Genomic DNA, 21,926 nt, shown 5'->3' with positions numbered 1-21,926 from the left:
CCGGCTCCGGTGCGGGTATCGTTCGACCATGCAGGAGCGCCCCTTCACCAGCACCCTCGACTCCGGTGTCCTCACCGTGAGCGGGAGCATCGACGAGTACGCCGTCATGACGCTGCGCAACCAGATCGCCGCACACTCCGCCGACTACACCGGCCGGGTCGTGATCGAGCTCAGCGACGTCGACTACCTCCCCAGCGTCGCGATCGGCGTGCTGGCCAAGGCCATGTCGCAGGCCCGACGCGCCGGCGGGTCCGTCGAGCTGGTCGCCCGGCGCGACACCCTGGCCCAGAGGATGCTCACCGTCGTCGCCCTCCCCTACCGGGAGTCGCCCGACGACGAGGAGCCCGACCCGTCAGGCGCCCCGGGTGCCGTCGCCTGAGCCAGTGCGGCCACCGGTCAGGGCGCAGCTCGCCCTGCCCTTCACCGTCGACTCCGTCACCGAGGCCCGGCACCGGCTCGGTGACCAGCTCGAGGCCGCCGGGGTCAACCGTGTGACCGTGCAGACCGCGTGCGTCATCGTGAGCGAGCTGGTCGCCAACGGCGTCCGGCACGGACGCGGCGGGGCCAGGCCGGCCCTCGAGGTCGCGTGGGAGACCCGCGGCGAGGACCTCGTCATCTCGGTGGCCGACGGCGGGGGTGCCTCACTGCCCGTCGTGCGACCGCCCGACCTCGACTCCGACTCCGGGCGCGGGCTGATGATGGTCGCCGGTCTGAGCCGACGGTGGTCCTACGACACCTCGCGCGGCACCACGGTGCGCGCCGAGATCGAGCTGGGCTGAGCGCGGCCCACCGGCTCAGCAGCCGCGGGGCAGGGTCGCGTCCTGACGGGCGGCGTCACCGAGCCGGCGGGCGACCGGTACGTCGGGCAGCACGACGCTGGCCGCTCCGACCTGACCCAGGGCGCCCGGCACGACGCACGTCGTGATCCTGCTCCGGTCGACCTGCGCCACCGCCTGCGCCAGGCGGAACAGCTCGACCGGAGAGGCGTCGGTGGCGGTGTGACGGAGCACCGTCGCGACACCGCGCTCGAGGAAGCCCGGCCGGTCGGCGCGCTCCGCGATCGCGGCGTGGATGCCGCGGAGCACCCGCTGCTGGTTGGCGGAGCGGTCGAAGTCGCCGCCCGCGAGACCCTTGCGGATCCGGGCGAAGGCCATCGCGCCGTAGCCGTCGAGGCGGATGCGGCCCGCCTCGAAGCCGAGGGGCTTGAGGTCGGGGTCGGAGAAGGCGCGCGGGTTGCCCACCTCGATACCGCCGATGTCGTCGACCATGTCCTCGAAGAAGGGGAAGCGGGTGACCATCACGTAGTCGGGCTCGATCCCGACGAGGTCGCCCACCGTGCGGGCGAGCAGCTGCGGGCCGCCGTAGGTCAGCGCGGCGTTGACCCGGTCGGAGCCGAAGCCGGGGATCGGCACGTAGGAGTCGCGCGGCACGCCGATCGACGCGGCGGCGCCGGTGCGGGTGTCGAGACCCACGAGCTGGAGGGCGTCGCCGCGCACCCGGGTCATGTCCTCACCGGGCCGCGCGTCGGAGCCCACGGCGAGGATCCACACGACGTCGGGGGTGAGGTCGACCGCCTGGGCGCGCCGTACCTCCACGAGCACCGCCTGCGGGCTGCTCACCGCCGAGCCGGGCACCGTGAGTGCGGCCAGCACCAGCACCGCGGCCAGCACCACCCGGCGCCAGCCGCGTCGCGCGGCCCCGCCGGCCGACCTCCCGACCTGCTCCTGCGAGCCCGTCATCGCACACCCTCCCCCTCACGCGCCGGCTCGCGCGCCGGCTCACGTGCCAGGCGCCCCTGGGTCAGGTCGTAGGCGAAGACCCGCCAGGCGTCACCGTCCCAGGTCAGGGAGAGCCGCCCCTGCACGCGACGCGCGACCTGCTCGTCGGCGCCGCTCAGCGGCACGTAGTCGAGCAGGACCCGTGCGGTCGCGCCGCGCACACGTCCGCCGTGGGCCAGCAGGTCCACCACGACCCGCTGCCGCGCGGCACGGACCGCGTCGACCCCCTCGCCCAGCGAGGCGGCACTGGTGCGGGCCCGCTCCGCCCTCGCGGCCTCGCGCGCCCCCGCGGTGAAGCCGGGGAAGGCGTCACGGACGTCGGAGCGGGGCCAGGGACCGTCGAGGAAGGCCGCGGCGTACCAGTCGGCCACGACCTGGCCGACCCGCTGCACGACACCCTCGCGGCGGGCCGCCGGCAGTCGTCCGACGACCTCCCCGGTCCGCACGACCACGGGCGCCGACGAGCGGCCGGTGGCTCCCAGGGTCGACGACGCACCGGCGGCGGGCGGGTCACCGCCGTCGGGGGCCTCGTCGGTGCAGGCCCCCGTCGTCAGCAGCAGGGCGAGGGTGAGCGCCCCGGCGGCCCGACGTGCGGACCGCGCTCGGCGCGCGCGCCCGGGCGGCCTCGGCGACACGCCAGGGGCCGTGGGCGGGAGGGGCATCATCGGGTCGTCGTCCTCTCGTGGGCGCCGTGGTGGCGGGGCGCGCGTCGTCCAGTGACCCCGGGCCGGGTGTGGTGCGGCTAACACCCTGCCCGAAAGGTGACCTCAACCTCGGCATTTGCCGGGTCGGGGGACTAGCCTGGACCACGGAAAACCACCCACCCCGCGCGCTCCCGGAAGAGGCGAAGCAAGTCGTGCCGCAGTCCCCTGGCAACAAGTCTCCACACCCCACCACCACCACGGAGCCGCCTGCGGACTTCGGCGCCAACGAGTGGCTGGTCGAGGAGATGTACGACCAGTACCAGGCCGACCCGTCGAGCGTCGACGCGACGTGGGTGACGTTCTTCAAGAACGGCGGCGCCGAGGCCGTGCTCGGCAACGGCAACGGCAACGGCTCGAGCAACGGCGCAGCAGCCGCGAAGGCGCCCGCCGAGAAGGCTCCCGAGAAGGCCGCCGCGCCCGCCCCGGCGAAGGCCCCGGCCGCCGCGCCGGCCCAGCCCGCCGCGAAGGGCTCCGACTCCCCCGCCCCGGTCGCCAAGCCGCGGCCGGCCGGCAAGGCCGCCGAGCCCGCGAAGGGCACCAGCAGCCCGGTGCCGAAGGAGTCGCGCCCGGCGGAGCCGTCGCCGGCCAAGGACGAGCCCACCTACACCGTCCTGCGCGGCGCCCCCGCGCGCACGGCGCAGAACATGGACGTGTCGCTGACCGTCCCCACCGCCACCTCCGTGCGCTCGGTGCCGGTCAAGCTGCTGTGGGACAACCGCACCGTCATCAACAACCACCTCGCCCGCGCCCGCGGCGGCAAGGTGTCGTTCACCCACCTGATCGGCTACGCCCTGGTGCAGGCGGTGAAGTCGATGCCGGAGATGAACGTCGGCTTCGACACCGTCGACGGCAAGCCCAACCTGATCACCCCCGCCCACATCAACCTGGGCCTGGCCATCGACGTGCCCAAGCCCGACGGCAGCCGTCAGCTGCTCGTGCCGGCCATCAAGGCCGCCGAGACCATGGACTTCGCCGGCTTCTGGACCGCCTACGAGGACATCGTCGCCAAGGCGCGCGACGCCAAGCTCACCGTCGCCGACTTCCAGGGCACGTCCATCTCGCTGACCAACCCCGGCGGCATCGGCACCAGCCACTCCGTGCCGCGCCTGATGAAGGGCCAGGGCGCCATCATCGGCGTCGGGGCCATGGAGCTCCCCCCGGAGTGGCAGGGCGCCTCCGACGAGGCCATCAGCCGCAACGGGATCAGCAAGGTCATGACGCTGACCTCGACCTACGACCACCGCGTCATCCAGGGCGCGCAGTCGGGCGAGTTCCTCAAGCGCGTGCACGCCCTCCTGCTGGGCGGCAACGACTTCTACGACGAGATCTTCCGGTCGCTGCGCATCCCCTACGAGCCGATCCGCTGGAGCAAGGACATCTCCACGGCGCACGACGACGAGATCTCCAAGCAGGCGCGCATCCTCGAGCTGATCCACGCCTACCGGGTGCGCGGCCACATGATGGCCGACACCGACCCGCTGGAGTACCGCCAGCGCAGCCACCCCGACCTCGAGGTCGAGTCGCACGGGCTGACCCTGTGGGACCTCGACCGCGAGTTCGCGACCGGCTCCTTCGGTGGCTCGGGCCGTCGCTTCATGAAGCTGCGCCAGATCCTGGGGATCCTGCGTGACTCCTACTGCCGCACCACCGGCATCGAGTACATGCACATCATGGACCCCGAGCAGCGCCGCTGGATCCAGGAGCGCGTCGAGGTGCCCCACACCAAGCCGCCGCGCGAGGAGCAGCTGCGCATCCTGCTCAAGCTCAACCAGGCCGAGGCCTTCGAGACGTTCCTGCAGACCAAGTTCGTCGGGCAGAAGCGCTTCAGCCTCGAGGGCGGCGAGACCACGGTGCCCGTGCTCGACGAGATCTGCGAGGCCGCGGCCGAGTCGGGCCTCGACGAGGTCGCCATCGGCATGGCCCACCGCGGCCGGCTCAACGTGCTGGCCAACATCGTGGGCAAGAACTACTCCCAGATCTTCCGCGAGTTCGAGGGCAACATCGACCCGCGCACGGTCCAGGGCTCCGGCGACGTGAAGTACCACCTCGGCGCCGAGGGCGAGTTCGAGTCCGGCACCGGGGAGAAGATCAAGGTCTCCGTCGCCGCCAACCCCTCCCACCTCGAGGCGGTCGACCCGGTGCTCGAGGGCATCGCGCGCGCCAAGCAGGACGTGCTCGACCAGGGCGCGGCCTACCCCGTGCTGCCCCTGCTGGTGCACGGCGACGCGGCGTTCGCGGGTCAGGGCGTGGTGGCGGAGACGCTCAACCTGTCCCAGCTGCGCGGCTACCGCACCGGCGGCACGATCCACCTGGTCGTCAACAACCAGGTCGGCTTCACCACCTCGCCGGGCTCCTCGCGCTCCTCGCTCTACTGCACCGACGTGGCCCGGATGGTCCAGGCGCCGATCTTCCACGTTAACGGCGACGACCCCGAGGCGTGCATCCGCGTCGCCCGACTGGCCTTCGAGTACCGCCAGGCCTTCAACAAGGACGTCGTCATCGACCTGGTGTGCTACCGCCGCCGCGGCCACAACGAGGGCGACGACCCGTCGTACACCCAGCCGCTGATGTACGACCTGATCGAGCAGAAGCGCTCGGTGCGCAAGCTCTACACCGAGTCGCTCATCGGTCGTGGCGACATCACGATCGAGGAGGCCGAGCAGGTCCTGCGCGACTACCAGCAGCAGCTGGAGCGCGTGTTCACCGAGGTGCGCGAGGCCACCGGCCAGCCCTCGGAGTGGACCACCGTGCCGGACTACCCGGACAAGCCCGCCGGCGAGACCCAGACCGCGGTCACCCTCGAGGTGCTCAAGCGGATCTCCGACGCCTACGTCACCCCGCCCGACGGCTTCACGGTCCACCCGAAGGTCATGCCCCAGCTCCAGCGCCGGGCCAAGGCCATCACCGAGGGCCCCATCGACTGGGGCACCGGCGAGATCCTCGCCTTCGGGTCGCTGCTCATGGAGGGCCGTCCGGTCCGCCTGGCCGGCCAGGACTCGCGCCGCGGCACGTTCGTGTCGCGCTTCGGCACGATCATCGACCGGGTCAACGCCAACGAGTGGACGCCCCTGGCCAACCTCACCGAGGACCAGGCCCGCTTCTACCTCTACGACTCGCTGCTCAGCGAGTACGCCGCGCTCGGCTTCGAGTACGGCTACTCCGTGGCCCGCCCCGAGGCGCTCGTGCTGTGGGAGGCGCAGTTCGGCGACTTCGTCAACGGCGCGCAGACCGTCATCGACGAGTTCATCAGCTCGGGCAAGACCAAGTGGCGCCAGGAGTCCGGCGTCGTGCTCCTGCTCCCCCACGGCTACGAGGGACAGGGACCCGACCACTCCTCGGCGCGCATCGAGCGCTTCCTCACCATGGCCGCCGACGAGGCCTTCGTCGTCGCCCAGCCCTCGACGCCCGCGTCGTACTTCCACCTGCTGCGGCAGCACTCGCTGGGCTCGACCCACCGCCCGCTCATCGTCTTCACGCCGAAGTCGATGCTCAAGCGCAAGGAGGCCGCCTCGCGGCCCGAGGAGTTCACCGAAGGGTCCTTCCGGCCCTTCATCCCCGACGCCGAGGCCGACCCCGAGAAGGTCGACACGCTGCTGCTGTGCTCGGGCCGTGTCACGTGGGACCTCATGGTCGACCGGGCCAAGCGCGAGGGCGCCGAGCGCTTCGCGATCGCCCGCGTGGAGCAGCTCTACCCGCGCCCCGAGGAGGAGATCCGGGCCGAGATCGCCCGGTTCCCCCGCCTCAAGCAGGTCCGGTGGGTGCAGGACGAGCCGCTCAACAACGGCCCGTGGCCCCACTACGCCCTCAACGTGTGGCCGGGCGTCGACGCCCAGGTGGAGGCCGTCACGCGGGCCGAGTCGTCCTCGCCGTCGGTCGGCACCGTCAAGCGCCACATGGCCGAGCAGAAGGACCTGCTCGACCGCGCGTTCGCCTGACATGTACTTCACCGACCGCGGGATCGAGGAGCTCGAGCGGCGCCGGGGTGACGAGGAGGTCACCCTGGCGTGGCTGGCCGAGCGGCTCCAGGAGTTCACCGACACCCACCCGGAGTTCGAGACCGCCGTGGAGCGGTTCTCCACCTGGCTGGCCCGTCTCGACGACCCCGACGACTGAGCGGCACGACGAAGGGGCCCGATCCGGTGACGGATCGGGCCCCTTCGTCGTGAAGGCGGGTGCCGGACTACCGCTCGTCGACCTCGGGGAAGGGCTCGACGTGCTCCGCCGAGGCACGGCGAGCGGCGTCGCGCAGCTCGAAGACCTCGGTGGCGAGCCCGCCCAGGGCACCGGCGACGTCCTTGACGGCGCCGGTGAGGATGGTCGCCACCTCACCGACGGTCGTCGCGGTCGCCTCCACGGCGCCCTGGAGGGCGTCCTTGCGGATCTCGCTCTTGCTCAGCTGGTCCTTCATGGGCCCGGTCATGCTCCCTAGTCTGACCCGAGGAGCCTCAGGCGGCCAGGCGGCGGCGCAGGAAGCCGGGCACCAGGGCCTTGAGGTCGGACGGGGAGTCGGGCAGGGCGTAGCGGCAGATCTTCTTGGCCACGCTGCCCAGCTGGCGCCCGAGCGGCCCGGTGTTGTAGTCGATCCCGTAGCGCTCGCAGATCTCGCGCACGTCCTCGGCGATCTCGGGGTAGCGGCGGGCGGGGATGTCGGGGAAGAGGTGGTGCTCGATCTGGTGCGACAGGTTGCCGGTCATCACGTGGAAGAGCCTGCCGCCGGTGATGTTGGCCGAGCCCAGCAGCTGGCGGTAGTACCAGTGACCACGCGACTCGTCCTCGCACTCCTCCTCGGAGAAGGTCGCCACCCCGGCCGGGAAGTGCCCGCAGAAGATGATGTTGAAGGCCCACACGTTGCGCACCAGGTTGGCCACGGCGTTGCCGGCCAGCGTCATCGGGAAGAGGGGGCCGGTGAGGGCCGGGAAGAGCAGGTAGTCCTTCAGCGCCTGGTTGCGGACCTTGCGCATCAGGCCGGGGTAGATCTTCTTGTTCTCCTCCAGCGTGCGCTTGCCGGCCACGAGGTTCTCGACCTCGAGGTCGTGCATGGCCACGCCCCACTCGAAGAAGACCATGAGCAGCGCCGCGTAGACCGGGTTGCCCAGGTAGTAGGGGTGCCACTTCTGGTCGTCGTCCATGCGCAGGATGCCGTAGCCGATGTCACGGTCCTTGCCCAGGATGTTGGTGTAGGTGTGGTGGATGTAGTTGTGCGAGTACTTCCACTGGTCGCTGGGGCACACGTTGTCCCACTCGTACATGCGCGAGCTCAGGCCGGGCTCGTTCATCCAGTCGTACTGCCCGTGCATGACGTTGTGGCCGATCTCCATGTTGTCGAGGATCTTCGACACGCTGAGCGCGGCCACGGCCAGCGGCCACGCCGGCGGCACGTAGAACAGCGCGCGCCCGGCGACCTCGAAGCCCCGCTGCACCTTCACGACGCGGTGGATGTAGTCACGGTCCTCGTCGCCCAGCGAGGCCAGCACGCGCTGGCGGATGGCGTCCATCTCGTCGCCGAAGTCCTTGAGCTGGGCCGCGGTGAGGCGGTGGAACGCGGCGTCGCCGGGCACGACGGGGCGCTCGGCGCGGGCGGCGCTCGCTCCGCTCGTGGTCGCGGTGGTCACGGGGGTCTCGTTCAGGGTGGCGGTCATGGTGCGGTCCTTCCTCAGAGGTCGACGACGCAGTCGCCGACGGGGGCGGAGACACAGATCTGGATGTCCTCGTCGGGCAGCGAGGACTCGGCACCGGTGACGACGTTGCGCACGGTGCCCTCGGTCTTGCGGGAGGTGCAGGAGAAGCAGATGCCCATGCGGCAGCCGAACTCGGGCCGCAGACCGAGCGCCTCGGCCTGCTCCAGCAGCGAGGCACCGGTGTTGGCGGCCTGCTGGCCCGACCGGGCGAAGGAGACCTCGCCCTCGGCCGTGCCCGAGGCGGTCATGGGGGGCTTGAAGTACTCCACGCGCAGCCGGGGGCTCCCGGCGTACGCCGCCTGGACCAGCTCGATCATGCCGGCCGGGCCGCAGGCCCACGTGTCGGTGTCCTGGAAGGCCGGCACCAGCTCACGCAGGGCGGCCTCGGAGAAGCGGCCGCCGTCGGTCTCGTGCACCAGGTGCACGTCCACGTGGTTGTCTCCCGCAGCGATCTCGGCGAGCTCCGCGGCGAAGATCTGGTCCTCGGCGCTGCGGGCGTAGTGCAGGAAGGTCACCTTGCGGTGGGCGCGGCCGTCGTAGCCGTCGCGCAGCAGGGTGCGGACCATCGACATGGCCGGGGTGATGCCCGACCCGCCGGTGATGAAGAGCAGGTGGTTGTTGGTCGGCGTCGCCGGGCTCTCGTGCATGACGAAGTCGCCCTCGGCCTGGCCCAGGTGGACCATGAGGCCCGGGCGGGCCTGCTCGACCAGGAACCTCGAGACCACGCCCTCCGCGTGCGAGCGCACCGTGAGCGAGATCCGCTCCCCCGGCGCCGACGCGGGCGAGGACACCGAGAAACAGCGGGTCGTGCGCCGACCTCCGGGCAGGTCGACGCCCACCTGGACGTACTGGCCCGCACGGTGTCCGCGCCACGTGCTCGTCGGCTGGAGCACGATCGTGGCGACCGGGTGCTCGCCGTCGGTCTCGCGACGGACCTCGACGACGCGGGCGCGCACCTCGTGGGCCGCCCACATCGGGTTGACCTGCTCCAGGAAGCGGTCCACGCCGTGGGGCGAGGTGAGGGCGGCGACGGCGCGGGACCGGAGGATGGAGCCCGTGATGCTCATCGGAGTTGCTCCCGTCAGATTGGGTGAACGAATGTTCACTCAAAGTCTCCGGGGTCGGCGCCGCGAGGTCAACCAGAACGGCGGGTGACGCCGCCCACCCCGTCCTGGCGGTCGTGCGCCACTCGCGTGACGGTGCACACATGTGCTCCCGGACGGGCCCCAGGGGTCCGGGGCGCGCGAGGTCGGAGCACGCTGCGACGGTGGCCTAGGATCGAGGGATGACCGAGACCCGCGGCGAGCGCAAGGAGCGCACGCGACGCGCCATCCTCGACGCCGCACTGGCGCTGCTCGAGGAGAGCAGCCTGGTCGCGCTCTCGCTGCGCCAGGTGTCGAAGCAGGTCGGCATCGTGCCGACCGGCTTCTACCGCCACTTCGACTCCATCGAGGACCTCGGCATGGCCCTCGTGGACGAGTCCTTCGAGTCGCTGCGCGCCATGCTGCGCGACGTGCGGCAGGGACGCGAGGGCGGGGCACCGGGCTGGATGGACATCGTCGACGACTCCATCGGGATCCTCGACGAGCACGTGCACCGCCAGCGCTCCCACTTCGCCTTCATCGCCCGAGAGCGGACCGCAGGGCCGCCGCTGGTGCGCGAGGCGATCCGCCACGAGATCGAGCTGTGCGAGCGCGAGCTGGCCACCGACCTCGCCCGGCTGCCCGGCACCGACCGCTGGTCGACCGAGGACCTGCGCGTGCTGTCGGGTCTCATCGTCACGGCCATGGTCGCCTTCGCCGAGAACACCCTCCACGCCGTGGGTCGCCCGGGCGCCGAGAAGCTCGTCGTCGAGAACGCCCGCACGCAGCTGCGGATGGTGCTGGTGGGCGCGCTCAACTGGACGTCCCGGCCCTGAGGGGTCCCGCGGCCGCAGCGGCCGGCCCGGGGCTCGGGGCCGGGGCTCAGGCTCGGGGCTTGAGCACCAGCTCGGTCAGCGTGGCGTCCTGCGGGAGGTCGAGCACGCCCACCACGGCCTCGGCCACCGTGACGGGGTCGATCCAGCGCGAGGCGTCGTAGTCCTTGCCCTCCTGGGCGTGCACCTTCTCCTGCATCGCGGTGGCGGTGCGTCCCGGGAACAGCGAGGTGACCCGCACACCGTGCTGCGCCTCCTCGGCGCGCAGCGCGTCGGCGAGGGCCTTCAGGCCGTGCTTGGAGGCGGCGTAGGCCGACCACTGCGGGTGGGCGAAGAGTCCGGCACCGGAGTTGACCAGCACGACCGTGCCGCGCGCCTCGCGCAGCGCCGGCAGCGCGAGGCGGGTCAGGACCGCCGGGGCCACCAGGTTGACCGCCAGCTGCTCGGTCCACGCCGAGGCCGTCAGGTCGGCGACGGCACCGAGCTCCACCACGCCGGCCGCGTGCACGACGGAGTCGAGCCGGGCGGGCAGGCGGCCCTGCAGCCGCTCGAGGGCGGCGGCGTCGGCGAGGTCGGCCACCAGCACCGACGCGCCCGGGTGCTCGACACCGAGCTCCTCGGCCCTCGCCTCGGAGCGCGCCACCAGCACCAAGTCGTCGCCACGCGCGCGCAGGCGCCGGGCCAGCTCGGCGCCGATGCCCGCCCCGGCGCCCGTGAGCAGGTGGGTGCGAGCCATCAGCGGGTGAAGACGATCTTGCCGAAGACGTCGCCGCCGGCCATCGCGGCGAAGCCGTCGGCGGCCTGCTCCATCGGCAGCACCCGGTCGATCAGCGGGCGCGTGCCGGTGGCGTCGAGCAGCGAGACCAGGGACGCGAGCTCGTCGCGGGTGCCCATCGTCGAGCCGACCACGCTGAGCTGGAGGAAGAAGATCCGCGTGAGCTCGGCGTCGTCGAGGTCGGCCCCCGACGTCGTGCCCGAGACCACGATGCGCCCGCCCGGCTTGAGGGCCCGCACCGAGTGGGCCCAGGTGGCCTTGCCGACGGTCTCCATCACGGCGTCGACCTTGACCGGGAGGCGCGCCCCGGACTCGAAGACCTCGTGGGCGCCGATCTCCAGCGCACGGGCCCGCTTGCCCTCGTCGCGGCTGGTGGCCAGCACCTTGAGGCCCGCAGCCCGGGCGAGGGTGATGACGGCGGTGGCGACGCCGCCGCCCGCGCCCTGCACCAGCACGGTGTCACCGGCCACGAGGCCGCCGCGGGTGAAGAGCATGCGGTAGGCGGTGAGCCACGCGGTGGGCAGGCAGGCGGCCTCCTCGAAGGACATCGAGGCGGGCTTGGCCACGACGTTGGCGCGGGGCACGACGACCTTGTCGGCGAAGGTGCCCTGGTGCCGCTCGGAGAGCAGCGAGCGGCGCGGGTCGAGGGTCTCGTCGCCGCGCCACGCGGGGTCGCTGACGACGGCGTGCACCACGACCTCGTTGCCGTCCTCGTCGAGTCCGGCCGCGTCGCAGCCCAGGATCATCGGCAGGGCCTCCTCACGCAGGCCCACCCCGCGCAGCGACCAGACGTCGTGGTGGTTGAGCGAGGCGGCCTTGACCGTCACCGTCGTCCACCCGTCGGGGGCCTCGGGGTCGGGCCGCTCCCCCACCGTCAGGGCGGAGAGCGGGTCGTCGGAGGAGAAGCGGTCGGCGTAGACGGCGAACATGGGGACAACCTAACGGGGAGTGGCTGGACGGGCGGGGCGCGCCGTCTCAGCGGCGAGCGACGCCGTCCTGCCGGGCGGCGGCCGCGACCGCGGCAGAGACGGCCGGGCCGACGCGCGGGTCGAACGGCGAGGGGATGACGTACTCCTCGGTCAGCGCCTCGCCCACCAGGTCGGCGAGCGCGCGGGCCGCGGCCAGCTTCATGCCCTCGGTGATGGCCGTGGCGTGGGCGTCGAAGGCGCCGCGGAAGATGCCGGGGAAGGCCAGCACGTTGTTGATCTGGTTGGGGAAGTCGGAGCGTCCGGTGGCCACGACGCGCGCGTGGCGCCGGGCCACCTCGGGGTGCACCTCGGGCGTGGGGTTGGCCAGACCGAAGACGATGGCGTCGGGCGCCATCGTGGCGACGTGCTCCTCGGGCACCGTGCCGCCGGAGACGCCGATGTAGACGTCGGCGCCGTCGAGCACGTCGGCCAGCGAGCCGGTGCGGCCCGTGACGTCTGCGGTGAGCTCGGCCAGCGAGCGCTTGACCGCGGTGAGGTCGCCGCGGGAGGAGTGGATGACGCCCTTGCGGTCGGTCACGGCGAGGTCGGTGATGCCGGCCTCGAGCAGGATCTTGGCCACCGCAACACCCGCCGCCCCCGCGCCGGAGATGACCACCCGGGTGCTGCCCGGGTCGCGGCCGGTGAGCGTGAGGGCGTTGGTCAGGGCGGCGAGCGCCACCACGGCGGTGCCGTGCTGGTCGTCGTGGAAGACCGGGATGTCGAGCATCTCCTTGAGCCGGTCCTCGATCTCGAAGCAGCGGGGCGCCGAGATGTCCTCGAGGTTGACCCCGCCGAAGCTCGGCGCCAGCCGGGCCACGGTCTCGATGATCTCCTCGGTGTCGGTGGTGTCGAGGCAGATCGGCACCGCGTCGACGCCGCCGAACTGCTTGAACAGCACCGCCTTGCCCTCCATCACCGGCATGGCGGCGGCCGGCCCGATGTCGCCCAGGCCGAGCACGGCGGTGCCGTCGGTGACGACCGCGACCGTGTTGGGCACCCAGGTGTAGTGCTGCGTGAGCGACGGGTCGGCCGCGATCGCCTCGCAGACCAGGGCCACGCCGGGGGTGTAGGCCAGCGACAACTCCTCCGCGCCGGCCAGGGCCACGGAGGACTGGATGGACATCTTGCCGCCGAGGTGCAGGTCGAAGACGGGGTCCCCGGCCCGCGGGTGCGACGGCGAGGCCGACGGGCCGTGGCCCGCAGGGCCGGCGGTGGTGGCAGGAGACGTGGGAGAAGCAGTCATCACAGGACTTTCCAGGACGAGTCGGATGGGCCGGATCGTGCCCGGGACCACTGCTCGACGCGAGGGGTTGCCGCGGAGCCGTGACGCCCGGAGGGCTGTCCCGCCAGTCTGGCACAGCGCACGGATACAGGACGCCGGCGTCCGCAATGCTCTACGTCACAGCGCCCGCGAGGCAGCCGTGCCCGGCCCTGCGCCCGCCCTGAGCAGGCAGGGACGCGGCCAGACGCGGCACAGCGCCACGGCCAGCACCTGGTCCTCGGCGACGGGCCCGCGGTGCCGGGAGTCGACGCCCACCGACGGGTCGTCGCTGAGCAGCCACCAGCCGGGCGAGCCGCCGGCCGTCGTACGCCGCTCCACGGCGCGCTTGACCGCCAGCGTGCCGTCGGGCAGCCGGGCGACCACCACCCGCCCCGGCACGACCCGCGCGCCGTGCAGCACCAGCAGCCGGTCGCCCCCGCGCAGCGTGGGCGCCATCGACGCCCCGCGCACCAGGGCCCACCCGGGGCGGCCCGGGCCGTGCAACCCGCCGCGGGCACGAGCCAGCCACCCGATGGGGTGGCTCGAGGGGGAGACACCTCGTGCGGGACGCGACACGCGGAGTAGTGTCGCAGCCGAGCTCAGCAGACCCTGAAGGACCACGAGAGGAACCGCATGTTCGCGCGACTGTTCGCACCCACCGTCGAGGTCTCCGCCCACTGCGACCTGCCCTGCGGCGTCTACGACCCCGCGCAGGCCCGCATCGAGGCCGAGTCGATCAAGGGCATCATCGCCAAGGTCGCCGACAACGACGACCCCGACTTCCGCACCCGCGCCATCCTGATCAAGGAGCAGCGCGCCGAGCTGGTCAAGCACCACCTGTGGGTGCTGTGGACCGACTACTTCAAGCCCCCGCACTTCGAGAAGTACCCGCAGCTGCACGTGCTGGTCAACGAGGCCACCAAGCTCGCCGGTGCCTCCGGCGCCAAGGGCGCCCTCGACGCCGACGTGGCCGACCAGCTGCTGGCCAAGATCGACGAGATCGCCGAGATCTTCTGGGAGACCAAGAAGGCCTGAGCGACGCAGCTGGCGCGCCGCCGCCGCGGCGGGCGCCGCCGACCGTTTGTCGAGGCCGGTTCCGGGGTAGACCCCCGGGACCGGCCTCGCTGGCGTTCCAGGCGGCACACATGGGGCGCAGCCGAGCACCAGCCGAGCACCGGACGGCCTCCCACCCGGGGAGCCACCGCGTCACCTAGAGTTCGACCACTTCCTCCGCACCTGCCACGAAGGACGGCCCCATGTCCCAGCCCGGTCCGACGATCGACCCGATCCGCGACCGCTCCGACGTCGAGCTGCGACTGCCCGCGGACGGCGCCTACGTGTCGGTGCTCCGCACGACGACGGCGTCGCTGGCCGCGCGCCTCGACTTCACCATCGACGACATCGAGGACCTGCGCATCGCGGTGGGCGAGGCGTGCGCGCTGGTGCTGCCCGAGGCCGACGCCGGGGCCGACCTGGTCGGACGCTTCTACCTGCGCCCCGCCGAGCTGACGGTATCGGTGTCCGTGGGCGCCGCCGACGCCGGCGAGCCCGACCGTGACAGCTTCGCCTGGCAGGTGCTTGACACGCTGGCCTCCGAGGTCGGGGTGCGGATCGCCGAGGGCGAGCTCGCCGTCGCGCTCACGCTGCGCTCCACGCACCTGGGAGCCGGCCTCTGAGATGGACCACCCCCTCCCGAGCGACGACCCCGCCCCCAGCGCGGCGAGCGAGGCGACCGACGCCCGGCGCGCGGGCGTCGAGCTCACCCGCCGGCGCAGCGCCGAGCTGTTCCTGGCCTTCCACGACCAGCAGGGCAGCGAGGCCGGTCGCGAGAGCGCGCGCGACGCCCTGGTGCACCTGCACCTGCCCCTCGTCGAGCACTGCGCACGGCGCTTCCGCAACCGCGGCGAGCCGTTCGAGGACCTGGTGCAGGTGGGCACGATCGGGCTCATCAAGTCCATCGACCGCTTCGACTCCGACCGGGGCGTGGAGTTCTCGACCTACGCCACGCCGACGATCATCGGCGAGATCAAGCGCTACTTCCGCGACAAGGGCTGGGCGATCCGGGTGCCGCGGCGGCTCCAGGAGCTGCGCATGCAGATCGGCTCCGCGACCGCCGAGCTGACCCAGACCCTCGGCCGCTCCCCCACGGCCCGCGAGCTCGCCGAGTGCATCGGGTGCACGGTGGAGGAGATCGTGGAGGGCATCGAGTCCAGCAACGCCTACTCCACCCTCTCCCTCGACGCCAGCGACGACTCCGACGACGGGGCCGCCACGATGCTCGACGCCATCGGCATCGAGGACGCGGGCCTCGAGCACGTCGAGATCCGCGAGTCGATCAAGCCGCTGCTCGACCAGCTCGACGCGCGCGAGAAGAAGATCCTGCTGCTGCGCTTCTTCCGCAACATGACCCAGTCGCAGATCGCCGAGGAGATCGGCGTCTCGCAGATGCACGTCTCCCGGCTGCTCAACCGCACCCTGGAGCACCTGCGGCGCTCGCTGCAGGAGCAGGACTGAGCCCTCTCCGCACCCCCACAGCGCCTCCCCCGGGGCCGCTCAGTCCTCGCGCATCGGGTCGTCGGCGAGGGCCTCGAGGCTCGCGGGGTGCAGCATGCCGGCCAGCACGACGGCGGCCACGACGACCAGGCCCAGCGCGATCAGCTGGGTGCCCCGGAAGCTCCAGGCCAGCCCGAGAGCGATCAGCTGGGTCAGCAGGATCGGACCCCGGGTCCAGGCCTGCCCCCGCGTCACCGCCCAGGCGCAGGCGATGACGGCCACGCCGAAGAGCGCGAAGAACGCCGCCACGGTCCATCCCATCGTGGTGCGCCCCTCGGAGAGGTCGGCGAGCTGGGCGCCGGCGAGGAGCAGCAGGACCAGCCCCTCGACCGCGGCGAGGGAGGCCGCGACGACCAGCGGCGGCGGGTTCTCGGATCGGGTCACGACGCCGAGGTTAGTGCGCCCCCTCCACACGGGACGCCTGTGACGCAGGAGACCAGCGATTTGGCTTGTTTAACGGTCCAAAAGTTGTCAGTGTGTGCGGAGCGCTCGTGGCCGAGTCCACTTCGTGGTGCCATCGCACCGGGCGCCGCCGCAGGCTTGCGTTGCCCCTGGCCTGCACATTTCGCTTGAGGAAAAGAGGGATCGCCCAGCTATGGACTGGCGTCACCGTTCAGCATGTCTCGACGAGGATCCGGAGCTGTTCTTCCCGATCGGCAACACCGGCCCGGCCATCCTGCAGATCGAGGAGGCCAAGCAGGTCTGCCGACGCTGCGACGTGCGCGAGCAGTGCCTCGCCTGGGCCCTCGAGGCCGGCCAGGACCACGGCGTGTGGGGCGGTCTGAGCGAGGACGAGCGTCGTGCGCTGAAGCGCCGCAACGCCCGGGCCCGCGTCCGCACCGCCTGACCCACCGCCTGACCACAGCACCGCCGCAGGGCCGGTCAGGTCAGCGGGTCGAGGGGGACGTCGACCACGGCACGGGTGCCGTGGTGCGAGGGCACCGGCCCCATCTCGAGCCGACCACCGAGCTCCGACTCCACGAGCGTGCGCACGATGGAGAGACCCAGGTTGGTCGATCCCTCGAGGTCGAAGCCGTCGGGCAGGCCGCGGCCGTCGTCGTCCACGACCAGGTGCAGCCGGCCCGCGGCACGGTGCACCCCCACGCTGACCTCGCCCAGCAGCCCGCCGGCGAGGATCTCCTCGGTCGAGCGGAGCCCGGCGGGGTGCTCGTCGGGCACCTCGTAGCCGTGCTCCACCGCGTTCTGCAACAGCTCGGTCAGCACCATGGCCAGCGCGGTCGCCGACTCCGAGGTCAGCTCGCCGAAGCTGCCCGTGCGCCGCACCCTCACCCTGCTGCCGACCGCGCTGACGTCGGTCACCATGGCGCAGAGCCGGTCGGCGATCTCGTCGAAGAGCACCGTCTCCTCCACGGCCTGGCTGAGCGTCTCGTGGACGATCGCGATGGTCCCGACCCGCCGCACGGCCTCCTCCAGCGCGGCCTTGGCGTCCTGGGAGCCGATGCGGCGGGCCTGGAGGCGCAGCAGGGCGGCCACGGTCTGCAGGTTGTTCTTCACGCGGTGGTGGATCTCGCGGATCGTGGCGTCCTTGGTCACCAGCTCGCGGTCGCGCCGGCGCAGGTCGCTGACGTCGCGCACCAGCACGAGGGCACCGATCCGGGTGCCCTGGGGCCGCAGCGGGATGGCGCGTGCGATCAGCGTGACCTCGTCGGTGCCGAACTCGGTGTCGCGGTGCGTGCGGCCGCCCATCACCGCGCTGAGGGTCTCCTCGTCGGGGCGGCGCCGCGACGGCACCAGCTCGCGCACCAGGTCGGGCAGCGCGAGCCCGGCCAGGTCGCCGGAGAGACCGAGACGGCGGAAGACCGACAGCGCGTTGGGGCTGGCGTAGACGACGTGGCCCTGGGCGTCGACGCGCAGGAAGCCGTCGCCCACGCGCGGTGAGTCGGCGTGGTCGCTGCGCTGGCCCTGCGCGGGGAACCAGCCGCCCGCGATCATCTGGGTCAGGTCGGCCGCGGCCTGCAGGTAGGACAGCTCCAGGCGGCTGGGGGTGCGCACGCCGAGCAGGTTGGTGTTGCGCGTGACCACCGCGATCACGCGGCCCTCGCGGCGCACCGGGATGCTCTCCACGCGCACCGGCACGTCGTCGCGCCACTCCGGGTCGCCCTCGCGCACCAGGCGCTGCTCGGCGTACGCCGCGTCGAGGAGGGGGCGTCGGCCGCGGGGCACGAAGGTGCCCACGACGTCGTCGACGTAGGACGTCGGGCCGGTGGTGGGCCGCATCTGCCCCACCGCCCAGAAGCCGCTGCCCTCGCGGTCGGGCAGCCACAGCACGAGGTCGGCGAAGGACAGGTCGGCGATGATCTGCCAGTCGGCCTGGAGCAGCTGGAGCCACGCGACGTCGTCGGGCCCCAGGTCGGTGTGGCTCCGGACCAGCTCGCTCATCGACGGCACCCGCCGAGCCTACGGCGAGCCGCGGGGCCGTGCGCACCGTCGGCCCCGACGTCCGACGGGCGGGCACGCCGTCGCGCCGTGAGCCCCGTGCACACCTGACCCGCACCGGGAACCCACCGGGCCCGCACCTCGCCGCGGGCCCGCCGGACCGACCGGTCGGCCCCTCCCCCGACCGTGCGCGGACCCCGGGGAGTTTGGCAGGATGACGGCCATGTCGGGCGCGTATTGGAGACAGGTGCACGCCGACGGCCTCGCGGTGCCGTCGGACCGCCCCCTCGACGACCTGACCGCGGAGCTCACCCGCATGCTCGGCGACACCGACCCCGAGACCCGCGACGGCACCGCCTACCCGACGCTGGCGACCTGGGTCGAGCGGGGCGTCTACGACGACCTCCTGGCCGGTCTCGGCGACGGCATGGCCGCCGGGCTGACCACCGGGCTGGGCGAGGTCGGCACCGACTCGGTCTTCCGCCGCAGCTTCTCGGTGCTGGTGCTCGCCGAGTGCATCGCCCGCGACAACGAGCGGCCGCTGGTCTCCGGCGGCAAGGTGCTCGACTGGGGCGACCGGATCGCGACCTGGCTGCTGCGCGAGCGCGACCTGCGCGGATTCGTGCCGGGCAAGGGCTGGGCCCACGCGGTGGCCCACGGCGCCGACGCCCTCGGAGCGCTCGCCGCCTCCCCCCACATCGGCAAGGCCGAGCTGACCGTCGTGCTCGACGTCGTGGCCGACCGGGTGCTCATGCCCGTCGACGCGCTCTTCGCCCACGGCGAGGAGGACCGCCTGGCCCACACCACCCTGTGCGTGCTGCGCCGCGACGTCGTGCCGCTGAGCATCCTCGAGCCCTGGATCAACCGCCTGGCGTCGGCCGCCGGCGAGCGCGCCGTGCACGGCGAGCAGGACCCCTTCCTGCGCGGCGGCAACGCCGAGGCCTTCCTCCGCGCGCTCTACCTCCAGCTCGCGCTGGGCCCGCGCCCGCCCGCGGTCCGCTCCGACCTGCTGCTGGTGGTCGTCGAGGCGCTGCGGGCCAGCAACCCGCACTTCCTGCGCGACTGACGCCCCGGGTGACCCGTGGGTAACCTGCGGGCATGACGCAGACCACACCCGACCCGCAGCAGCCCGCGAGCCCCGACGCGCACCCGGAGGGCCACCTCGAGGGCCACGCCGGCCAGCTCGCCGTGGCGGTGGCCCGAGCCCACGGTGTCGAGACGATGTTCACGCTCTCGGGCGCGCACGTCTTCCCCATGTACGACGGGGCCGTGAAGGCCGACCCGCCGATGCGCCTGCTCGACGTGCGCCACGAGCAGACCGCGGCCTTCGCGGCCGAGGCCACGGGCAAGCTCACCCGGGTGCCCGGCCTGGCGGTGCTGACGGCGGGGCCCGGCGTCACCAACGGCGTGAGCGCCATCGCCCAGGCGCAGTTCGCCGGCTCCCCCATGGTGGTCGTCGGTGGCCGGGCCCCGCAGAACCGGTGGGGCAGCGGCAGCCTCCAGGAGCTGGACCAGCCGCCGATCGTCGCGTCGGTCTCGAAGCTGGCGCGCACCCTGCCCACCGCGGGCGACGTGCTCGGCGGCATGCACGAGGCCTTCAGCGCGGCGGGGTCCAGCCACCGCGGCCCGGTCTTCGTCGACGTGCCGATGGACGAGTTCTTCGCCTCCGCGTCGGGCTCCCTGCCCACGGTCGGCGCGGGCCGGGGTGCGGCTCCCGACACCGACGCGATCGACCGGATCGCGGCGCTGCTGGCCGCCAGCGAGCGCCCCGTGCTCGTGCTCGGCACCGACGTGTGGGCCGACCGTGCCGAGGTGGCGGCCCTGCGGCTGGTCGAGGAGGCGGGCCTGCCCGCCATCACCAACGGCATGGGCCGCGGGCTCGTGCCCGGGGGGCACCCGCTGCTGGTGACCAAGGCCCGCGGCGCCGCGCTCGGCGGCTCCGACCTCGTGGTCGTCGTGGGCACCCCGCTGGACTTCCGTCTCGGCTACGGCGTCTTCGGCGGCAAGGACGGCGCCACCCCGGCGCGGGTCGTGCACGTCGCCGACTCCGCCGGGCAGGTCTCCACCCACGCCGATCTCGCCGCGTCGGTCTCGGGCGACCTGACCTCGGTGCTCGACGGGCTGCTCGCTGCGCTCGAGCGCCACGACCGCCCCGACCGCAGCGCCTGGGTGGGCGGGCTGCAGGACACCGTGCGCGGCGCCACCGAGCGCGACCGGGCCCTCCTCGGCGCCGAGGCCGACCCCATCCACCCCGCCCGCATCTACGGCGAGCTCGTGCCGCGGCTGGCCGACGACGCCGTCGTGATCGGCGACGGCGGCGACTTCGTGAGCTTCGCCGGCAAGTTCGTCGAGCCGCAGCGCCCCGGCGGGTGGCTCGACCCCGGGCCCTACGGCTGCCTGGGCGCCGGGCTGGGCGCCGCGATCGCGGCACGGATCGCCCGGCCCTCGGCCCAGGTCGTGCTGCTGCTCGGCGACGGCGCGGCCGGCTTCTCGCTGATGGACGTCGACACGCTGGTGCGCCACGGACTGCCGGTCGTGATGGTCATGGGCAACAACTCCGCGTGGGGGCTGGAGAAGGGCCCGATGCAGATGCTCTACGGCTACGACGTGGCCGCCGACCTCGCCCCGCAGACCAGGTACGACGAGGTCGTGCGCGCCCTCGGCGGCGCCGGTGAGCGGGTCACCGACCCGCGTCAGATCGGGCCGGCGCTCGACCGGGCCTTCGCCTCCGGCGTGCCCTACCTGGTCAACGTGATCACCGACGTCGACGCGGCCTACCCGCGCGCGACCTTCGGCATCTGAGTGGCCGGCCACGCGGCGGGGCCCGGGCCGCACTGGGCGCTGCGGCGGGCCCGTGACGAGGACCTGCCGGCCGTCGGCGAGGTGACGCTCGCGGCGTACGCCCCCTTCACGCGGGGGCCGGACGACCCCTACGTCGCGCGGCTGGGCGACGCCGGCCCGCGGCACCGTGAGGCCGAGCTCTGGGTGGCCGTCGGGCCGGCCGGGCGCGTGCTGGGGTCGGTCACCGTGTGCCCGCCCGGCTCACCGTGGCGCGAGGTGGCCCGCGACGGCGAGGGGGAGTTCCGGATGCTGGCCGTGGACCCGGCCGCCCGCGGCAGCGGGGTCGGGCGGGCGCTGGTGCGTCACGCCGTCGACCGGGCCCGCGAGCTCGGCGCAGGGGCCGTGGTCATCTCCAGCCTCACCGCGATGACGACCGCGCACCGGCTCTACGAGACCCTGGGCTTCGTGCGCGACCCCGGGCGCGACTGGCGCCCGCTGCCCGAGGTCGACCTCATCGCCTACCGACTGGAGCCCTGATGACCACCCTGCACGCCGAGCTCGACTTCACCGTCGGTGAGGACGACACCGCCGCCTCGCTGGGGTCGGGCTCGCTGCCCGTGCTCGCCACGCCCCGCCTGCTGGCGTGGTGCGAGGCCGCCACGTGCGCGGCTCTCGAGCCGGTGCTCGCGCCCGGGTCGACGAGCGTCGGGACCCGGGTGTCGCTGGAGCACCTGGCCGCCTCGGCGGTGGGTCGCCGGGTGCGGGTCAGCGCGACCTCGGCCTACGCCGACGGGCGACTGCACCGCCTCGCCGTCTCGGCGCGTCACCTGGGTCCCGACGGCGAGCCCGTCGGCAAGGTCCTCGCCTCGGGCGAGGTGACGCGGGTCGTGGTCGACCCGGAGCGCTTCCTGTCCAGGCTGTGACACGGACCCGATTTCCCCGGCGCCGCACGGTTTGAGAGACTGCCTCCTGGCCCTTCGACGGGTCGCCACCGATTCGACGAGGAGAACACCATGGGCAAGACCGGCCGCAAGCGCCGCGCTCGCAAGAAGAAGGGCGCGAACCACGGCAAGCGCCCCAACGCCTGAGCGCAGGCACCGTGCACTGGACCCCCGA

At 73.0% G+C, this 21,926-nt stretch carries 25 protein-coding genes; 14 read left to right on the top strand and 11 right to left on the bottom strand.

What is annotated here, in order from left to right:
- The first annotated feature begins 28 nt into the window (after positions 1-28).
- Both LPA27_RS11195 and LPA27_RS11190 read left to right on the top strand, forming a co-directional pair.
- Entirely contained in the window at positions 29-379 is a 351-nt protein-coding gene (locus tag LPA27_RS11195; protein WP_056864105.1) for an STAS domain-containing protein, read from the top strand.
- A 4-nt stretch (positions 380-383) separates the two neighbouring features.
- A complete protein-coding gene (locus tag LPA27_RS11190; RefSeq protein WP_056864104.1) occupies positions 384-779 on the top strand; it encodes an ATP-binding protein in 396 nt (131 codons plus the stop codon).
- A 15-nt stretch (positions 780-794) separates the two neighbouring features.
- Here LPA27_RS11190 and LPA27_RS11185 read toward each other — a convergent pair whose 3' ends face one another.
- Positions 795-1,739 carry an LCP family protein gene (locus LPA27_RS11185; protein WP_082502828.1) on the bottom strand — a complete coding sequence of 315 codons (945 nt, stop codon included), beginning with the start codon at positions 1,737-1,739 and terminating at the stop codon, positions 795-797.
- A complete protein-coding gene (locus tag LPA27_RS11180) occupies positions 1,736-2,413 on the bottom strand; it encodes a hypothetical protein (protein ID WP_228942472.1) in 678 nt (225 codons plus the stop codon). The genes LPA27_RS11185 and LPA27_RS11180 overlap by 4 nt, the downstream gene beginning before the upstream one ends.
- Before the next feature lie 221 nt (positions 2,414-2,634).
- On the opposite strand from LPA27_RS11180, the gene LPA27_RS11175 reads away from it, so the two are divergent.
- The gene (locus tag LPA27_RS11175; protein WP_228942471.1) at positions 2,635-6,417 is read left to right on the top strand and encodes a multifunctional oxoglutarate decarboxylase/oxoglutarate dehydrogenase thiamine pyrophosphate-binding subunit/dihydrolipoyllysine-residue succinyltransferase subunit; all 3,783 of its coding nucleotides are present in this window, start codon (positions 2,635-2,637) and stop codon (positions 6,415-6,417) included.
- Position 6,418: 1 nt separating this feature from the next.
- Positions 6,419-6,595, top strand: coding sequence for a DUF6104 family protein (locus tag LPA27_RS11170; RefSeq protein WP_165699040.1), 177 nt, complete (start codon positions 6,419-6,421; stop codon positions 6,593-6,595).
- 67 nt (positions 6,596-6,662) lie between these two features.
- Here the strand turns inward: LPA27_RS11170 and LPA27_RS11165 are convergent, their stop codons facing one another.
- From LPA27_RS11165 to LPA27_RS11155, 3 genes are read right to left on the bottom strand one after another with little or no spacing between them, the layout of a single operon-like run.
- Positions 6,663-6,902 carry a hypothetical protein gene (locus LPA27_RS11165; protein WP_228942470.1) on the bottom strand — a complete coding sequence of 80 codons (240 nt, stop codon included), beginning with the start codon at positions 6,900-6,902 and terminating at the stop codon, positions 6,663-6,665.
- Positions 6,903-6,927: 25 nt separating this feature from the next.
- Complete coding sequence (locus tag LPA27_RS11160) at positions 6,928-8,121, bottom strand: fatty acid desaturase family protein (RefSeq protein ID WP_228942469.1); 1,194 nt, start codon at positions 8,119-8,121, stop codon at positions 6,928-6,930.
- 14 nt (positions 8,122-8,135) lie between these two features.
- Entirely contained in the window at positions 8,136-9,227 is a 1,092-nt protein-coding gene (locus LPA27_RS11155) for a flavin reductase family protein (RefSeq protein ID WP_228942468.1), read from the bottom strand.
- Positions 9,228-9,445: 218 nt separating this feature from the next.
- Between LPA27_RS11155 and LPA27_RS11150 the strand changes: the two genes are divergently transcribed.
- Positions 9,446-10,078, top strand: coding sequence for a TetR family transcriptional regulator (locus tag LPA27_RS11150; protein ID WP_056864099.1), 633 nt, complete (start codon positions 9,446-9,448; stop codon positions 10,076-10,078).
- Between the two features lie 46 nt (positions 10,079-10,124).
- On the opposite strand, the gene LPA27_RS11145 is transcribed toward LPA27_RS11150, so the two are convergent.
- The 4 genes from LPA27_RS11145 to LPA27_RS11130 all read right to left on the bottom strand — a co-directional run bounded on the left by LPA27_RS11145 (position 10,125) and on the right by LPA27_RS11130 (position 13,655).
- Entirely contained in the window at positions 10,125-10,811 is a 687-nt protein-coding gene (locus LPA27_RS11145) for an SDR family oxidoreductase (protein WP_056864098.1), read from the bottom strand.
- Complete coding sequence (locus LPA27_RS11140; protein WP_056864097.1) at positions 10,811-11,779, bottom strand: zinc-binding dehydrogenase; 969 nt, start codon at positions 11,777-11,779, stop codon at positions 10,811-10,813. The genes LPA27_RS11145 and LPA27_RS11140 overlap by 1 nt, the downstream gene beginning before the upstream one ends.
- Positions 11,780-11,825: 46 nt before the next feature.
- Positions 11,826-13,061: an NAD(P)-dependent malic enzyme gene (locus LPA27_RS11135; protein WP_056864096.1), complete on the bottom strand. Its 1,236-nt coding sequence runs from the start codon at positions 13,059-13,061 to the stop codon at positions 11,826-11,828.
- Between the two features lie 156 nt (positions 13,062-13,217).
- On the bottom strand, positions 13,218-13,655 hold the full coding sequence (locus LPA27_RS11130; protein WP_228942467.1) for a S24/S26 family peptidase: 438 nt from the start codon (positions 13,653-13,655) through the stop codon (positions 13,218-13,220).
- A 57-nt stretch (positions 13,656-13,712) separates the two neighbouring features.
- Between LPA27_RS11130 and sodN the strand changes: the two genes are divergently transcribed.
- The 3 genes from sodN to LPA27_RS11115 all read left to right on the top strand — a co-directional run bounded on the left by sodN (position 13,713) and on the right by LPA27_RS11115 (position 15,593).
- Complete coding sequence (gene sodN / locus LPA27_RS11125) at positions 13,713-14,114, top strand: superoxide dismutase, Ni (RefSeq protein ID WP_056864095.1); 402 nt, start codon at positions 13,713-13,715, stop codon at positions 14,112-14,114.
- Positions 14,115-14,335: 221 nt separating this feature from the next.
- Complete coding sequence (locus tag LPA27_RS11120) at positions 14,336-14,755, top strand: anti-sigma factor (RefSeq protein ID WP_056864094.1); 420 nt, start codon at positions 14,336-14,338, stop codon at positions 14,753-14,755.
- A 1-nt stretch (position 14,756) separates the two neighbouring features.
- Positions 14,757-15,593 carry an RNA polymerase sigma factor SigF gene (locus LPA27_RS11115; protein ID WP_056864093.1) on the top strand — a complete coding sequence of 279 codons (837 nt, stop codon included), beginning with the start codon at positions 14,757-14,759 and terminating at the stop codon, positions 15,591-15,593.
- 39 nt (positions 15,594-15,632) lie between these two features.
- Here LPA27_RS11115 and LPA27_RS11110 read toward each other — a convergent pair whose 3' ends face one another.
- Positions 15,633-16,016 (bottom strand): hypothetical protein, encoded by a 384-nt coding sequence (locus LPA27_RS11110; protein WP_056864092.1) that lies wholly within the window; start codon positions 16,014-16,016, stop codon positions 15,633-15,635.
- 211 nt (positions 16,017-16,227) lie between these two features.
- Between LPA27_RS11110 and LPA27_RS11105 the strand changes: the two genes are divergently transcribed.
- Positions 16,228-16,479, top strand: coding sequence for a WhiB family transcriptional regulator (locus LPA27_RS11105; protein ID WP_027863177.1), 252 nt, complete (start codon positions 16,228-16,230; stop codon positions 16,477-16,479).
- A 35-nt stretch (positions 16,480-16,514) separates the two neighbouring features.
- On the opposite strand, the gene LPA27_RS11100 is transcribed toward LPA27_RS11105, so the two are convergent.
- Positions 16,515-18,041, bottom strand: a complete 1,527-nt coding sequence (locus LPA27_RS11100; protein ID WP_228942466.1) for a sensor histidine kinase — start codon at positions 18,039-18,041, stop codon at positions 16,515-16,517.
- A 211-nt stretch (positions 18,042-18,252) separates the two neighbouring features.
- On the opposite strand from LPA27_RS11100, the gene LPA27_RS11095 reads away from it, so the two are divergent.
- The 5 genes from LPA27_RS11095 (at position 18,253) to LPA27_RS19395 (ending at position 21,898) form a co-directional block, all read left to right on the top strand.
- Positions 18,253-19,095: a DUF2785 domain-containing protein gene (locus LPA27_RS11095; RefSeq protein WP_056864090.1), complete on the top strand. Its 843-nt coding sequence runs from the start codon at positions 18,253-18,255 to the stop codon at positions 19,093-19,095.
- A 32-nt stretch (positions 19,096-19,127) separates the two neighbouring features.
- The gene (locus LPA27_RS11090; RefSeq protein ID WP_228942465.1) at positions 19,128-20,831 is read left to right on the top strand and encodes an acetolactate synthase; all 1,704 of its coding nucleotides are present in this window, start codon (positions 19,128-19,130) and stop codon (positions 20,829-20,831) included.
- Positions 20,832-21,347: a GNAT family N-acetyltransferase gene (locus LPA27_RS11085; protein ID WP_082502822.1), complete on the top strand. Its 516-nt coding sequence runs from the start codon at positions 20,832-20,834 to the stop codon at positions 21,345-21,347.
- Positions 21,347-21,733 carry a thioesterase family protein gene (locus LPA27_RS11080; protein ID WP_056864088.1) on the top strand — a complete coding sequence of 129 codons (387 nt, stop codon included), beginning with the start codon at positions 21,347-21,349 and terminating at the stop codon, positions 21,731-21,733. The genes LPA27_RS11085 and LPA27_RS11080 overlap by 1 nt, the downstream gene beginning before the upstream one ends.
- A gap of 90 nt (positions 21,734-21,823) precedes the next feature.
- Positions 21,824-21,898: a 50S ribosomal protein bL37 gene (locus LPA27_RS19395; RefSeq protein ID WP_369759046.1), complete on the top strand. Its 75-nt coding sequence runs from the start codon at positions 21,824-21,826 to the stop codon at positions 21,896-21,898.
- Positions 21,899-21,926 lie beyond the last annotated feature (28 nt).

The organism is Nocardioides sp. Leaf374, assembly GCF_916862475.1.
Lineage (GTDB): Bacteria > Actinomycetota > Actinomycetes > Propionibacteriales > Nocardioidaceae > Nocardioides > Nocardioides kribbensis.
Note: the sequence above shows the minus strand (reverse complement) of the source record. Positions and strands in the feature narration are given on the sequence as shown.

Excerpts from the sequence above, each read along its gene's own strand:
- LPA27_RS11195 (WP_056864105.1), top strand. The coding sequence starts at position 29 with ATGCAGGAGCGCCCCTTCACCAGCACCCTCGACTCCGGTGTCCTCACC.
- LPA27_RS11185 (WP_082502828.1), bottom strand. The coding sequence starts at position 1,739 with ATGACGGGCTCGCAGGAGCAGGTCGGGAGGTCGGCCGGCGGGGCCGCG.
- LPA27_RS11170 (WP_165699040.1), top strand. The coding sequence starts at position 6,419 with ATGTACTTCACCGACCGCGGGATCGAGGAGCTCGAGCGGCGCCGGGGT.
- LPA27_RS11165 (WP_228942470.1), bottom strand. The coding sequence starts at position 6,902 with ATGACCGGGCCCATGAAGGACCAGCTGAGCAAGAGCGAGATCCGCAAG.
- LPA27_RS11160 (WP_228942469.1), bottom strand. The coding sequence starts at position 8,121 with ATGACCGCCACCCTGAACGAGACCCCCGTGACCACCGCGACCACGAGC.
- LPA27_RS11155 (WP_228942468.1), bottom strand. The coding sequence starts at position 9,227 with ATGAGCATCACGGGCTCCATCCTCCGGTCCCGCGCCGTCGCCGCCCTC.
- LPA27_RS11150 (WP_056864099.1), top strand. The coding sequence starts at position 9,446 with ATGACCGAGACCCGCGGCGAGCGCAAGGAGCGCACGCGACGCGCCATC.
- LPA27_RS11145 (WP_056864098.1), bottom strand. The coding sequence starts at position 10,811 with ATGGCTCGCACCCACCTGCTCACGGGCGCCGGGGCGGGCATCGGCGCC.
- LPA27_RS11140 (WP_056864097.1), bottom strand. The coding sequence starts at position 11,779 with ATGTTCGCCGTCTACGCCGACCGCTTCTCCTCCGACGACCCGCTCTCC.
- LPA27_RS11135 (WP_056864096.1), bottom strand. The coding sequence starts at position 13,061 with ATGACTGCTTCTCCCACGTCTCCTGCCACCACCGCCGGCCCTGCGGGC.
- sodN (WP_056864095.1), top strand. The coding sequence starts at position 13,713 with ATGTTCGCGCGACTGTTCGCACCCACCGTCGAGGTCTCCGCCCACTGC.
- LPA27_RS11120 (WP_056864094.1), top strand. The coding sequence starts at position 14,336 with ATGTCCCAGCCCGGTCCGACGATCGACCCGATCCGCGACCGCTCCGAC.
- LPA27_RS11115 (WP_056864093.1), top strand. The coding sequence starts at position 14,757 with ATGGACCACCCCCTCCCGAGCGACGACCCCGCCCCCAGCGCGGCGAGC.
- LPA27_RS11105 (WP_027863177.1), top strand. The coding sequence starts at position 16,228 with ATGGACTGGCGTCACCGTTCAGCATGTCTCGACGAGGATCCGGAGCTG.
- LPA27_RS11095 (WP_056864090.1), top strand. The coding sequence starts at position 18,253 with ATGTCGGGCGCGTATTGGAGACAGGTGCACGCCGACGGCCTCGCGGTG.
- LPA27_RS11090 (WP_228942465.1), top strand. The coding sequence starts at position 19,128 with ATGACGCAGACCACACCCGACCCGCAGCAGCCCGCGAGCCCCGACGCG.
- LPA27_RS11080 (WP_056864088.1), top strand. The coding sequence starts at position 21,347 with ATGACCACCCTGCACGCCGAGCTCGACTTCACCGTCGGTGAGGACGAC.